11 protein-coding genes and 1 pseudogene are annotated in these 14,189 nt (G+C 59.4%); 9 read left to right on the top strand and 3 right to left on the bottom strand.

What is annotated here, in order from left to right; all coding sequences use genetic code 11:
- Positions 1–371: 371 nt before the first annotated feature.
- From FFS27_RS16335 to FFS27_RS16350, 4 genes and pseudogenes are all read left to right on the top strand, one after another.
- A pseudogene (locus FFS27_RS16335) lies at positions 372–948 on the top strand (integrase core domain-containing protein); the annotation flags it as partial.
- A gap of 136 nt (positions 949–1,084) precedes the next feature.
- Positions 1,085–3,148 (top strand): type III secretion system effector cytotoxin ExoU, encoded by a 2,064-nt coding sequence (exoU, locus tag FFS27_RS16340; RefSeq protein ID WP_021264405.1) that lies wholly within the window; start codon positions 1,085–1,087, stop codon positions 3,146–3,148.
- Complete coding sequence (spcU, locus tag FFS27_RS16345) at positions 3,145–3,558, top strand: CesT family type III secretion system chaperone SpcU (RefSeq protein WP_003134054.1); 414 nt, start codon at positions 3,145–3,147, stop codon at positions 3,556–3,558. Before exoU ends, spcU begins: the two co-directional genes overlap by 4 nt.
- Positions 3,559–3,950: 392 nt before the next feature.
- Positions 3,951–4,355 (top strand): acyl-CoA thioesterase, encoded by a 405-nt coding sequence (locus FFS27_RS16350; protein WP_003108604.1) that lies wholly within the window; start codon positions 3,951–3,953, stop codon positions 4,353–4,355.
- A 120-nt stretch (positions 4,356–4,475) separates the two neighbouring features.
- Here the strand turns inward: FFS27_RS16350 and FFS27_RS16355 are convergent, their stop codons facing one another.
- Together FFS27_RS16355 and FFS27_RS16360 are read right to left on the bottom strand one after the other, a co-directional pair.
- A complete protein-coding gene (locus FFS27_RS16355; protein ID WP_003108605.1) occupies positions 4,476–5,036 on the bottom strand; it encodes a hypothetical protein in 561 nt (186 codons plus the stop codon).
- A gap of 377 nt (positions 5,037–5,413) precedes the next feature.
- Positions 5,414–6,052, bottom strand: a complete 639-nt coding sequence (locus FFS27_RS16360; protein ID WP_003086228.1) for an NUDIX hydrolase — start codon at positions 6,050–6,052, stop codon at positions 5,414–5,416.
- A 598-nt stretch (positions 6,053–6,650) separates the two neighbouring features.
- Between FFS27_RS16360 and FFS27_RS16365 the strand changes: the two genes are divergently transcribed.
- From FFS27_RS16365 to FFS27_RS16380, 4 genes are all read left to right on the top strand, one after another.
- On the top strand, positions 6,651–7,028 hold the full coding sequence (locus tag FFS27_RS16365; protein WP_003134050.1) for an Hpt domain-containing protein: 378 nt from the start codon (positions 6,651–6,653) through the stop codon (positions 7,026–7,028).
- 444 nt (positions 7,029–7,472) lie between these two features.
- Positions 7,473–8,090, top strand: coding sequence for a fimbrial protein (locus FFS27_RS16370; RefSeq protein ID WP_003086231.1), 618 nt, complete (start codon positions 7,473–7,475; stop codon positions 8,088–8,090).
- A gap of 57 nt (positions 8,091–8,147) precedes the next feature.
- Entirely contained in the window at positions 8,148–8,861 is a 714-nt protein-coding gene (locus FFS27_RS16375; protein WP_009315348.1) for a fimbrial biogenesis chaperone, read from the top strand.
- A gap of 95 nt (positions 8,862–8,956) precedes the next feature.
- On the top strand, positions 8,957–11,476 hold the full coding sequence (locus tag FFS27_RS16380) for a fimbria/pilus outer membrane usher protein (RefSeq protein WP_021264406.1): 2,520 nt from the start codon (positions 8,957–8,959) through the stop codon (positions 11,474–11,476).
- A gap of 79 nt (positions 11,477–11,555) precedes the next feature.
- Here the strand turns inward: FFS27_RS16380 and FFS27_RS16385 are convergent, their stop codons facing one another.
- Complete coding sequence (locus FFS27_RS16385) at positions 11,556–12,077, bottom strand: methylated-DNA--[protein]-cysteine S-methyltransferase (RefSeq protein WP_019485400.1); 522 nt, start codon at positions 12,075–12,077, stop codon at positions 11,556–11,558.
- Between the two features lie 557 nt (positions 12,078–12,634).
- Here FFS27_RS16385 and pqsA point away from each other — a divergent pair.
- Positions 12,635–14,188 carry an anthranilate--CoA ligase gene (pqsA, locus tag FFS27_RS16390; protein ID WP_003086238.1) on the top strand — a complete coding sequence of 518 codons (1,554 nt, stop codon included), beginning with the start codon at positions 12,635–12,637 and terminating at the stop codon, positions 14,186–14,188.
- Position 14,189 lies beyond the last annotated feature (1 nt).

Genomic DNA, 14,189 nt, shown 5'->3' on the forward strand with positions numbered 1-14,189 from the left:
GACGTACAGGTCTGGGCACTCTTCGATCTGGTAGAGCGGGGTGGGATTGGGCATAGGAACCTCCTGGAAGGAGGAGCCACGCCGCCCTCAAGGGGCGGTGAAGCCCCTCGGGGTGTAGTCCAACTGGTGCAGGGGAGCGTGGTGGCTACCGAACGCTCTTGGTGTGAAGGTCGAAGCTGAGCCCATCGGCTTGGTGCAGCGGCCCTTGGCCGATCAGGAATACCTGGCAGAGGTACTGATCGCGTAGCGCGACGGCCGCTTCCGCCTGCTCCAAGGTCAGCGACAGCTCCTCGATGAACAGGTCGATGAGCTCGTCGTGACCTGCTCCCCAACTTCAGTACCACGCTGAACTTAGTAGAGTCCGTTTTCCAAGCAGGAGACGGCAGTGCAGAAGCGTTCTTCTCGACTTCCTCAAGCGGGTCGAGGCCAGTGTACCGACCGAGCTGCACGCCCAACTGGTGGAACTGGCCCAGGAGCATCGACGCTGTGGCTAACGCCGCCTGCACATCCTGCTGTGGCGTGCAGGTCAACCACAAGTGGATTTACCGGCTGTACCGAGCCGCCGGCTTGATGGTGAGGCGGCGGAGGATCGCGGTGGCGCGGTTTCGCGGCTACCCGCAGGCGATCCGCACCGACCAGGGCCCCGAGTTCACCGGCAAGGCGCTTGATCAGTGGGCCTGTCAGCGTGACATCAAGTTGAAGCTGATTCAGCCTGGCCAGCCCACGCAGAGCGCCTTCATCGAGTCATTCAACGGCAAGTTCCGGGGCGAATGCCTCAATGAGCACTGCTCGCTGGTCGAAGCCAGAATCCGTATCGCGGCTTGGCGGGATTACAACGAGCACCGACCACACAGCGCCATTGGCAATCTCTCCCCGGCAGAGCTTGCTGCGAAGTGGCGAACCAACCAGCAGCAGCTGAAGCTGGAAAAGTTGATATCAACCCCATAGCCTACTAACTAGGCAGCGGTACTAAAACTGGGGGCTGGCCAGTCCGAACTGATAAAAAAACGTCCGAAACTGGCAAAACCTTATGGCCGGTTTTCCTAATATTTGCTCCGAACCCTCGGTATTTCAAGGAGCGAACATGCATATCCAATCGTTGGGGGCTACTGCCTCCTCGCTGAATCAGGAGCCTGTCGAAATCCCGTCGCAGGCAGCGCATAAGTCCGCCAGCTTGCGTCAGGAACCTTCAGGGCAAGGTCTCGGGGTTGCCCTAAAGAGCACGCCGGGAATACTTTCCGGGAAGTTGCCGGAAAGCGTTAGTGACGTGCGTTTCAGCAGTCCCCAAGGGCAAGGGGAGTCCCGTACTCTGACTGACTCGGCAGGGCCGCGGCAGATCACTCTGCGCCAGTTTGAGAACGGAGTCACCGAGCTACAGCTCAGTCGGCCACCATTGACCAGTCTGGTCCTAAGCGGCGGTGGTGCCAAAGGTGCGGCATACCCGGGAGCAATGCTGGCGCTAGAAGAGAAAGGCATGCTCGATGGCATCCGCAGCATGTCCGGTTCGTCCGCTGGCGGCATCACCGCCGCCCTTTTGGCCTCAGGTATGAGCCCGGCGGCGTTCAAGACCCTTTCCGACAAGATGGATCTTATTTCGCTGCTCGACAGCTCGAACAAGAAGCTGAAGCTGTTCCAACACATTAGCAGCGAGATCGGCGCATCGCTGAAAAAGGGCTTGGGCAACAAGATCGGCGGCTTCTCTGAGTTGCTGCTCAATGTACTCCCACGCATAGATTCGCGGGCTGAGCCCCTAGAACGCCTATTGCGCGACGAGACACGCAAGGCCGTGCTCGGACAGATCGCTACGCATCCAGAGGTTGCACGCCAGCCGACCGTTGCCGCCATCGCCAGCAGATTGCAGTCCGGCTCCGGAGTCACCTTTGGCGATCTAGATCGGTTGAGTGCTTACATTCCCCAGATTAAGACGCTGAACATCACAGGTACGGCCATGTTCGAGGGGCGTCCGCAATTAGTGGTGTTCAATGCCAGCCACACACCGGATCTGGAGGTCGCCCAGGCGGCACATATCTCCGGTTCCTTCCCAGGAGTGTTCCAGAAGGTCAGCTTGAGTGATCAGCCGTACCAGGCCGGCGTAGAGTGGACAGAATTCCAGGATGGCGGGGTGATGATTAACGTGCCGGTCCCTGAGATGATCGACAAGAATTTTGACAGCGGGCCACTGCGGCGCAACGACAACCTGATCCTTGAGTTCGAGGGCGAAGCTGGGGAGGTAGCGCCCGACCGAGGTACTAGGGGCGGCGCGCTCAAGGGCTGGGTCGTCGGGGTGCCTGCCCTGCAGGCGCGCGAAATGCTGCAGCTCGAGGGCCTGGAGGAATTGCGCGAGCAAACCGTTGTGGTGCCGTTGAAGAGCGAGCGCGGTGATTTCAGTGGCATGCTCGGTGGCACCTTGAACTTCACCATGCCGGACGAGATCAAGGCGCATCTTCAGGAGCGCCTCCAGGAGCGAGTCGGTGAACATCTGGAGAAACGTCTTCAGGCTTCAGAGCGTCATACCTTCGCTTCTCTCGACGAGGCGCTGCTGGCACTTGATGACAGTATGCTCACCAGTGTTGCTCAACAGAACCCGGAGATCACAGACGGGGCGGTGGCTTTTCGCCAGAAGGCGCGGGATGCGTTCACCGAGCTGACTGTCGCTATCGTTAGCGCCAATGGCTTGGCGGGTAGGCTCAAGTTGGACGAGGCTATGCGCTCCGCTCTTCAGCGACTCGATGCGCTGGCAGATACTCCGGAACGCCTAACATGGTTGGCAGCTGAGTTGAACCATGCTGATAACGTTGATCATCAGCAGTTACTCGATGCCATGCGCGGGCAGACGGTGCAGTCGCCGGTGCTCGCCGCTGCGTTAGCAGAGGCGCAGCGCCGCAAAGTGGCGGTTATTGCCGAGAACATTCGTAAGGAAGTTATCTTCCCCTCTCTGTATCGCCCTGGCCAGCCGGATTCCAACGTAGCTCTGTTACGTCGGGCGGAGGAGCAGCTACGGCATGCCACCAGTCCGGCGGAAATCAATCAAGCGCTGAACGATATCGTCGACAACTATTCGGCACGAGGCTTCCTGCGTTTCGGCAAACCCTTGAGTTCGACTACCGTTGAGATGGCTAAGGCTTGGCGGAATAAGGAGTTCACATGATTGATACATGGCTGGCACAGTGGGGCTTGAGACTTCCCTCGAGCAACGATGCCACGTTGCGGCTGCAACCGGCAGAGGGACCGGAACTGGTTATGGAGCGCCTCGAGGGCGGTTGGCTTTTCGTCGTCGAGTTGGGACTTGTGCCTTCAGGGTTACCGCTGGGTGTGATCTTGCAATTGTTACAAGTGAACTCTCCATTCTCATCCTTGGCACCGGTGAAACTTGCGGCGGACGATGCCGGTAGACTTGTGCTCTGGGCTGAGGCACGTGATGGCGTTGACGATGTGGATGCACTGAACCGCTTGCACGATAGGCTGCGGGAAGGACATTCACGATTAGTGCCATTGCTAGAGCCCACGGGTGAGTTGGTTCCAGCTCAGATACAAACCAGCGCGTTAGTGTTCGTTTGAACGCAAGGGGAAGGAGCGATACTGCCAATAAAATCCGCAGTTGGTAATTTCTCTAATAGATGGGCCACCCGAAGGTGGCCTATCTGTTCATGCTGCAATGAGTTGTCGTGCCAACACCATTTCTACCGAGCCCCATCCTGGTTCAACGAGCCGAGGCCCTCGAGGTGGGCTTTTCTGTTTCTGGAGTCCGGATATCTGATCCACAGCGCGCCAGAACGAGCGGCTGGTTTCGTGCTTTCGCCAGTTATATCGGCACTGGCCCACATTCGTGTGCCTGCCAGTCTGTTTCCATGCAGCCTGGTGAACAGGTGCATGGCTATCCGAGGATTTGTCAGTGGGCCTGGACTTTCATAGAGTGAAGCTCCTTTCCTCGCGACTGGATTAGTGACGCGATGCCGACCCCGGTTTTCATAAAAAGAACGGTACTGTTTGGCGACTGTGATCCCGAAGGGATCGTCTATACGCCACGTTTTTCATACTTCGTGCTGGAAGCGGTGCAGGAGGCGCTCGGGGTCTGGCTGGGAGGCCCGGGGCTCAGAACCCTCCTGGGTTTCAGGATTCTTCCCCCGGCGAGAGCGTTCTCCCTGGAATTCCTGCATCCGGTCACCTGGGACGACGAACTCACGCTGCGAGTGGGTGTGTCGAACGTGGGGACGCATTCTTTCTCGTTTTCAGTCGAAGGACGTCTTTCGCCGGACGTGGTGGCGTTCACTGCGAGTCTGACGCAGGTCTGTGTCTCCCCGGATACCCGCGAAGTCATGGAAGTCCCCGCGCAGCTCCGCGCGCTCCTCGCATAGAGACACATTCTGGCTATTCGTCGCGGCGCTGGCTACGGCCGGCAGGACGCTGCGAGCGGCATGCCGCTGACCTGCTCCGTGGCGCTCCGGAGGAGGGCGGCAAGCCGCCTTCCTTCATTTCTACTCGTTGCCGAGCATCGCATCCAGATCGCGCATGGTCTGTTTCTTGGCCTGGACGCCCTGCAGTTCGACGAACATTGCCTGGACGGTCTGCACCATGCGCGCAATGGGCATCTTGCCCAGCGGCAACATCTGGTTGTTGTCGCGGATGGCCGGGGCGCAGACGAAGGCGAACGAGCGTTGCAGCCAATAATCGTATTTCTCCGGGTCGATCCAGCCGTCGACGGTTTTCACGTTGGTGATGACGTTGTCGATGCGGCGCATGGCGCGCGCGTTGTCGAAGCGAACCCTGCGCTCCTTGCACTTGAACTGGACCTCGTAGGCCGTCAGCGTCGGCATCGACCGGTCTTCGAATAGCTGGATGATCTGCGCCGACTGGATACCTTTGGGTTGCTGCAAGATGCCGGTGGCGTTGGCGACGAATACCTCGTTGTTGTAGCGTTCGCCCTTGCCGTAGACGATCCAGTAGTCGCCGGTGCTTTCGGCGACCGCAGTCGTTGCCGTGCAGATGAAGGCGAGCGGCAGCAGCCAGCGCCGAGCGTGAAGGAATGGTTTGCCCATGAGTTCGTCCTTGAATGTCTTGTTCCCGCCCGCGGAGGGTCATCCAAGGGACGAATCATAGGTGCATCCCAAGGTGAGGGTCGACTAGCACGGATGAGCTATGGACGAAGCGGGGGGAACTCGCTCGGAGCTTGCGCGTTCGGGATGGTCGGGCGGCTGGCGCTTCGGGTGCGCTCCGGCAAGCATTCGAACGAGAACGACGGGCTGGCTTTACTGGTCGGAAGGCACGCTGCGCCGCTGTTGGCGGCGTCAAGCTGCCGGCGATGGTGGAGGGCGGCAAGCGCTCATCGACTGGTCGGTCGATCTGCCGGGTGCGCCTGCTGGACGCCGTTGGGGTCAGGCCGTCTGCCGCGCGATGACTCCATGAGGTCTGCAGCCTAGTCGAAAAGCGCCTCTGGCGTTCCTGCGCGGATTCGCTGCCATAACGTCTGGATCTGCGAGGCCAGTACCCGGTGCTCGGAAAGCGGCGGCAAGGCGTCCACCGGAAAGTACTCGGCCGCCGACGTTTCGTCCGTTTGTTGCTGAAGCCTGCCACCGGTGACGTGGCAGAAGAAGAAAGCTTTCAACGCATGCGGCAGTTGGGGAGGGTGGGGATGCTTGTGCTTGTCCAGCAATGCCAACAGGCGTATCGCTCGGACTTCCAGTCCGCTCTCTTCCTGGGTTTCGCGAACTACCGCATCTGCCGGCGACTCGTTTACGTCGCACCAGCCGCCCGGTAGGGTCCAGCGACCATCCGAGGCCTCGCGGACCAGCAGGACCCGCTGTTGCGAGTCGAGGATCAACGCACGGACGTCCAGTTTCGGGGTCGGGTAGTGGCTGTCCAGGGCGATCCAGTTCTCGACCCGTTCGTACGCTACCCCCTGGTCGCTGGCGATGAATTCGGCGACGGCATGCTGGAGCGCGCGAAAGCGTCCGATGTCGAAGCGGTCCTTGGAAAAGGCGAGACCGGCCTGGGCGGTGGACAGTATCAATTCCAGAAGATGGGCAAGCGCCCTGGGATCGCTGACCGATGGCACCTTTCCTTCCGTTTTTTCGGCCTTCGGGTGGTCCGCGTCGTGCGAGCCGTCCAATGGTTGTGCCATAGATAGAACCCTCGCTGCTCGATGATCTGTAGAGCTGGTTTTCAACCAGGTGTTCCCTGCGTCTTCCTCGTATGCCTGTGCACGCCAATAGTGGTTCATCAAACCCTGGTTGCGACCGTCGCTTTCCAACACATGCGCGTAACCCAGGTTCGCGTGTCGCAGCGATGGCTCCACTGCCAGGTTCGCTTCGAACCTTCAGGCGGTCGCAACTGATGACGCCTCTTCGCACAGACTTACCGTAGGAGTTTCCCTCCCCGAAACGAGCGGTCGGGCCGGCTGCGGTCGGCTGGCAAAGGTAGACTCCGTGCCGGCCATGAGTGTTTCCAGGGCCGTTTGGGGCCGTTCGATGAGGCGCAACAAGCGATGCTCCCCTGTTTGGACGGCAGAGGCGGAGGCAATTCCCTTATGCTGCTTGCGGATAACTGGCCCGGACGGCATATACGGCCTTGTCGTTCTACGGATGCCTGGAGTCCCGCAGGCGGGACAGCGCAATGCGCAGTGACCTTCCTTTAAGCATATCGATGGAGTCTGTATGAAAGCGCTTGGTTCGGAATCGCCGATGGAAAGTCTTTTCGACATTCGTTCGCTGGAGGCCATTACCGGCGGCGAGCCGGCTGCATTGCGGCGGTTGCTGGAAACTTTATTGGCCAGCAGTCGGGATGATCGTACTCGGTTGGCGGAATTGCTTGAACTCGCAGACCTGCAAGGAGTGGCCGAACTTGCGCACAGGATAAAAGGGGCTGCGAGGGTGGTGGGCAGCAGCCTATTGGTCGAGTCTTGTTCCTGCCTTGAAAAGGCTTGCCAGAACCCATCGGAGTCTTCCGAGCGGATAGCCAATCTGGCCTCTTCATTGGAAGGCAAACTAAGTGCGTTCGAAATCAGTATCTCAACCGAATTGGCAAGGCTCTAGAGATCGGGCTGGATAGAACTTTCAGAAGCTGTTCAGGTCTCTCCATAACCTGAATCGCCTCTATTCTCCAGCATGGATTTCTCGAACCCATAAGCTCCGCGTTTGCTGCTGGGGCAATGGGGTAATTGGGTACTTGCTGGGTTTGCTTTGATTTGTCTTGGTTTTTCATTCTTCCATATAAGAGGCGCTATCGAAGCTGATGGCGCTTCTTTCGGATCGTTCATTGTCTTTGGCTGTTGGTGGCAGCGAGCTTGTGGTGTCGGAGGGTTTTTAACTACGAGGTTTTTGGCGCTTGTAGGAAACTTCATACAAGCACTGGGGAGGTTTCACACGATTGCCTGGGAAGTGCTTCGTTGTCGTTCTATTCGGCTTTTCGGAGAATGTTGCTGGCTCTTATAGAGTTCAAAAATCGCAACACTTTCACTGTCAAAAGGAAGCTCAATCGTGTCCATTTCCATGAAAAGCATTCTGGCTGCCGCAGTAGCCAGCCTGGTCGTCGGCAATGCCATGGCGGCAGACGGCACCATCAATTTCAAAGGTGAAATCACCGCGGCCGCTTGCAGCATCACTGGAGGTGCTGGCACCACCGTTGGCGGTGCAGCGGGCAACCAGACCATCGACGTAAACCTCGGCAAGATCAGCATCGACTCGCTGAGCGGCACCGCGGGCGGCAGCATCGCTGGTGGTACCAGCCTGAATCTGAACCTGGACTGTGGCAAGACCGGTACCGGTCTGACCACCGTGAAGCTGAAGTTCGACCCGATGTCCGGTACCGGCATCGATTCGCACAACGAAAGCCTGCTGAAGCTTGGTAAAGACTCCACTGCCACTGGCGTCGGTATTGGCATCTATGGTTCCGATGGCAAGCTGCTGAACCTGTCGGCGAACGAGACCATTGATGCACCCTTGAATTCCAGGGTTGAAAAAGATGGCGAAGGCCAAGACATCACCCTTTACAGCGCCAATCTGAATCTGCGGGCTGCTTACGTAAAGTCTGGCGCTGCGGCCGCTACGGCAGGTGTTGCCAACGGCTCCCTGCCCTTCACCCTGGAATACAACTAAGTTCTGCTACATGGGCGGGGTATGTATATACCCCGCTCCATGAGGTGTGAGTTCGTCATGAAATATCCATTTTCTTCCAGAGTTATCTGGGGTGGCATCCTTTTGCTTTTTTCCACCCTTGCCAATGCGGGAATCACACTGGGAGGAACCCGGGTCGTTCTGCAGGCGCCTGCCAAGGAGGCTGCAATCCTGGTCAGGAACCAGGCTTCCAAGGACGTGATGATTCAATCCTGGGTAGAGGCTGATAATGGGGCAGATAATCGCGAGGTCCCGTTTGCCATCACGCCTGCCCTAAGTCGTTTGGGAGGCAACAAGCAGCAAACCCTGCGTATCCTGTTTCAAGGGGAAGGCTTGCCGAGCGACAGGGAATCCGTATTCCGCCTGAACGTCCAGGAAATTCCGCAAAAATCTGCGTCGGCTAATACGTTGCAGATAGCTTTGCGCCAGCGTATCAAGGTCTTCTACCGCCCCGATAACTTGTCGGGAACTTCCGCCGAAGCGCCTGGAAAGTTGATCTGGCGTCTTGTTCGGCAGGGTGGCAAGTCGGTTGTCGAAGTTTCCAACGATACTGCATTTCATGTCTCTTTCGCCAACGTGAAATTAAAAGCTGGCAATGCCTCCTATGTCGTTGATGCCGACATGGTCGCGCCGAAGTCGAGTCGCCGATTCGAAATCAAGGGAACTCCCCCCGGCGTTTCTGGAAAGATCGAGTTCCAGAGCGTAAATGACTATGGCGGCCTCGATAAACATTCCAGCTCCTTATCCGACTGAAGCTCAGAAGAGCAGAAGGGCAGAAGAGCTGCTCTTAACTTCCCCTATGGATGGGTTTTTCCGGTTTGTCGGAAATTAGTCCAAGGAATATTCGCGTGGCCATATTTAGGAAAAGGTTCGACCTCAAGGTGTCCGTCTATTCCAGGTCTTCCTGTCTCGTGGCCTTGGGATTGGCTTTGCCTGCCGTAACTTTCGCGGTGGAATTCAACGCCGAGTTCCTGAACAACGAGGGCGGGGCGCCCGTTGAACTGAAGTATTTCGAGAACGGCAACTCGGTGTCGCCCGGCACTTACAGCGTCGACATTCATTTGAACCAGATCATGATCCGGCGCGAAGATGTCGTGTTCAGTGCCGATCCCGAAACCGGAAGCGTTCGCCCGATCATTCGGATGGGCCTGCTCAAGGAGATCGGGGTCGATATCGCCCGGCTGACTCGGGACAAGCTCATTCCGGCCAACCTGGAAAACAATACGCCCCTGAATGTCGCCGAACTCATCCCCGGTGCATCCGTAGAGTTCGACGTCAACAGCCTTTCCCTGCTGGTCAGCATTCCACAGCTGTATGTACAGCGGCACTCGCGTGGCTATGTGGATCCCTCTCTTTGGGATGACGGCGTCACCGCGTTGTTTTCCAACTACCAGGCCAACTTCACGCGCAACACCAATTTTGGCCAGAACAGCGATTACCGCTACCTGGGTCTGCGCAACGGCTTCAACCTGTTTGGCTGGCGCCTGCGCAACGACTCTTCCCTGAGCGGAGGTACCGGCATGCGCAACAAGTTCAGTAGCAACCGTACCTATGTGGAACGTGACATTCGGGCCTTGAAGGGGACCTTGTCCCTCGGCGAGTTGTATACCTCCGCTCAGGGGGATGCTTTCGAGAGCGTGCGTATGCGCGGCGTGCAACTGCAATCCGATATCGGCATGCTGCCCGACAACGAGATCAGCTATACCCCGGTGGTGCGCGGTATCGCTGAAACCAATGCGACGGTCGAGGTGAGTCAGAATGGCTTCGTGATCTATTCCACCAACGTACCGCCCGGTGCGTTCGAGATCACCGACATCTATCCCAGCGGCTCCAATGGCGACCTGGAGGTCAAGATCATCGAGGCGGACGGACGCCAGCGGTCCTTCAAGCAGTCCTATTCCTACCTGCCGGTCATGACCCGCAAGGGGAACCTGCGCTATGGCCTGGCCGCCGGTGAATACCATAATGACGGCCAGCCGTCGGTCAACCTGCTCCAGGGATCGGCTGTGTATGGCTTGTCCGACAGGGTTACCGGCTTTGGCGGCCTGCTGGCTGCGGAGAAGTACAATGCCACCAACCTGGGCCTCGGCTTCAACACGCCCCTGGGCGGTCTTTCTGCGGACGTGACCCATAGCCAGTCCCGCACGCGACGGGGTGGGCGCAACCAGGGGCAGAGTCTGCGGCTTCTCTATTCCAAGACCATCAACGCCACCGAAACCAGCTTTACCGTGGTGGGCTATCGCTATTCCACGGAAGGCTACCGTACTCTCAGCCAGCATATCGACGACATGTCCGACGAGAGCTACCTCTATGGCTCAAGTTCCAGTCGGCAGAAGAGCCGCATAGACCTGACGGTGAACCAGACGCTGTTCCGACGCAGTTCGCTCTATCTCACGGCGGGCGAAACCACATATTGGAATCGCCCCGGCAGCAGCCGTCGCGTGCAGTTCGGCTTCAGCAGCGGCATCAAGCGCGCGAGCTACAGCCTGGCGGTTTCCCGTACCCAGGAGACGGGGTCGTTCGGGCGCTCCGATACCCAGTTCACGGCCGCCGTCAGCATCCCCTTGGGCGGTAGCGCACGCTCCAGTCAGGTATATGCCAATGCCGTGAGTTCACAGCATGGTGATTCGAGTCTGAACACCGGTATCTCCGGATACCTGGATGAAGCCAATGCGTTCAACTACAGCGCACAGGCCAACTACAGCAAGGACGGCGGCAACTCCGGCAGCGTCGGCCTGGGTTGGGACACGTCCAAGGCCAAGTTGTCCGCCAATTACAGCCAGGGGCGCGACAACAAGCAGATCAACCTGGGAGCAAGCGGTTCGGTAGTGGTGCATCCGGGGGGAGTGACCTTCGGCCAGCCGGTGGGGGAAACGTTCGGCCTGGTGGAGGTTCCGGAGGTTGGCGGCGTCGGCCTCGACGGCTACTCTTCGGTTCGCACCGACGGCCGTGGCTATGCCGTGCTCCCCTACATGCAACCCTATCGTTACAACTGGGTGAACCTGGATACCAATACCCTTGGAAGCGATACCGAGATCAGCGACAGCACGCAAATGGCCGTGCCGACCCGGGGCGCCGTGGTTGCCAAGCGTTTCTCCGCGGAGTCCGGTCGGCGGGTGCAGTTCGTCCTGAGCATGGAGTCTGGAGGAAAGATTCCCTTCGGTGCACAGGCATACGACAAGGAAGAGCGGGTCGTGGGAATGGTCGACAACCTGTCCCGTTTGCTGGTGTTCGGTATCGAGGACCAGGGGCGCCTGTCCATTCGCTGGAGCGATGGCTCCTGTTCAGTCGACTATCAGTTGCCGCCCAGGAACAAGGACCTGACGTACGAACGAGTTGCGCTCAGTTGCCGTCGGTCCTCGATCTGAAATGTCCCCGCTGCAGTCGGGTCAAGTCAAAAGGCGAGGATTTTTCCGGTGAACACCGGGCGCGAGGGCAAGCGGCAGCTCACTCGTCCTCGATCATGCTCAACAGGTCTGGTGTCCTGCCTCGGGTTTCCAAACGCAGCAACCACTGCTTGGCGGCCAACCCACCGGCGAAACCGGTGAGGCCGCCAGAGGCTCCGATCACCCTATGGCAAGGTGCAACAATGGACAGTGGGTTCCGTCCGTTGGCGGCTCCAACCGCCCGTACTGCGTTGGGGCTGCCGATCTGCACGGCTATTTCCGTATAGCTGCGGGTCTCGCCGAATGGAATGGTGAGCAGGGCGGACCAGACCTTTTTCTGAAATTCGGTACCTTGGAAGTCGAGCGGGAGTTCGAACCGGGAACGTTTGCCGGAAAAATATTCCCGCAACTGGCGTTCGGTTTCCGCCAGGAGGGAGCTGTCCTCGGAGAGCCGCATCTCGTCCAGCGGTACTCGGTTGGGACGCTCATGCTGCCAAAGAATCGCGATCAGAAAGGCATCGTCCCTGGCTACCAGGGTCAGTGTCCCGATCGGCGATTCCATTTTCCTGTAGCTATGGGGCATGTAGGTGTCCTCTTCGGCAGGCTCGCCCAGTGTACTACGCAATGGGATTTCAACAGGGAAGCCTGCAAATGGCAGGCGAGGCGGGGCGGAGCGCTATCGGCCCGATGGATGGCCGCCTGCTTCCAGGCATGCCGTCGCCCCCTTGGAGCCCAGGCCGAGCGCCTCGAACTGTGAGATCTGGGAGGCGATTTGCCGAGCAAAGTGGGTTGTCATTGGTTTGCCATCTCATGGGTTCGGACGCGGCCTCGAGCAAGGGTTGTAACGGTTTTTGTCTGGCCAGTGGGCTCTTGCGTAAAAAGGCTGCCGCCCTTCTTGCTTGGTTGCCGTTCTCGGATCCCGCGCAGTCCGGTGGGTGTGCCAAATTTCTCGCGGTTTGGATCGCGCCGATTGCCGCGGCCTACGAAGCCCGTGGTTCTTCTCCCCGAAACTTTTTCGTTCGGACTCCGAATATCGCGCTTCGCCCAGCGCCGCTAGTTTCCCGTTCCTGACAAAGCAAGCGCTCTGGCTCAGGTATCTCCTGATTCGGATGCATATCGCTGAAGAGGGAACGTTCTGTCATGTCCACATTGGCCAACCTGACCGAGGTTCTGTTCCGCCTCGATTTCGATCCCGATACCGCCGTTTATCACTATCGGGGCCAGACTCTCAGCCGGCTGCAATGCCGGACCTACATTCTCTCCCAGGCCAGCCAACTGGCCCGCCTGCTCAAGCCCGGCGATCGCGTGGTGCTGGCGTTGAACGACTCGCCTTCGCTGGCCTGCCTGTTCCTGGCCTGCATCGCGGTCGGCGCCATTCCCGCCGTGATCAACCCCAAGTCCCGCGAGCAGGCCCTGGCCGATATCGCTGCCGACTGCCAGGCCAGCCTGGTGGTACGTGAAGCCGATGCACCGTCGCTGAGCGGTCCTTTGGCGCCGTTGACCCTGCGTGCGGCCGCCGGTCGCCCTTTGCTCGACGATTTCTCGCTGGACGCGCTGGTCGGTCCTGCGGACCTCGATTGGAGTGCCTTCCATCGCCAGGACCCGGCGGCAGCCTGTTTCCTGCAATACACCTCGGGTTCCACCGGGGCGCCCAAGGGGGTGATGCACAGCCTGCGCAACACGCTCGGTTTCTGCCGGGCGTTCGCTACGGAGTTGCTGGCATTGCAGGCGGGAGACCGGCTGTATTCGATTCCCAAGATGTTCTTCGGCTATGGCATGGGCAACAGCCTGTTCTTTCCCTGGTTCAGCGGAGCCTCGGCGCTGCTCGACGATACCTGGCCGAGCCCGGAGCGGGTCCTGGAGAACCTGGTCGCCTTCCGCCCCCGGGTCCTGTTTGGGGTGCCGGCCATCTATGCCTCGCTGCGTGCGCAGGCCAGGGAGCTGTTGAGCAGCGTGCGCCTGGCGTTTTCCGCCGGCTCGCCGCTGCCGCGCGGCGAGTTCGAATTCTGGGCCGCGCACGGGCTGGAGATCTGCGACGGCATCGGGGCTACCGAGGTCGGCCATGTGTTCCTCGCCAACCGCCCGGGGCAGGCGCGTGCCGACAGCACCGGGCTGCCGTTGCCTGGCTATGAGTGCCGGCTGGTGGACCGCGAAGGACACACTATCGAGGAAGCGGGCCAGCAAGGCGTGCTGTTGGTGCGTGGCCCTGGGCTGAGTCCGGGTTACTGGCGGGCCAGCGAAGAGCAGCAGGCGCGCTTCGCAGGTGGCTGGTATCGCACCGGCGACCTGTTCGAGCGCGACGAGTCGGGTGCCTACCGCCACTGTGGGCGGGAAGACGATCTGTTCAAGGTGAATGGCCGCTGGGTGGTGCCGACCCAGGTCGAGCAGGCGATCTGCCGTCATCTGCCGGAAGTGAGCGAGGCGGTTCTGGTTCCTACCTGCCGGCTGCACGACGGCTTGCGTCCGACCCTGTTCGTCACCCTGGCCACTCCGCTGGACGACAACCAGATCCTGCTGGCGCAGCGTATCGACCAGCATCTCGCCGAACAGATTCCCTCGCACATGCTGCCTAGCCAATTGCATGTGCTGCCGGCCTTGCCGCGCAACGACAACGGCAAGTTGGCGCGCGCCGAGCTGCGCCACCTGGCCGACACCCTTTATCACGACAACCTTCCGGAGGAACGGGCATGTTGAT

The organism is Pseudomonas sp. 2VD (assembly GCF_005503585.1).
Taxonomy (GTDB): Bacteria; Pseudomonadota; Gammaproteobacteria; order Pseudomonadales; family Pseudomonadaceae; genus Pseudomonas; species Pseudomonas aeruginosa.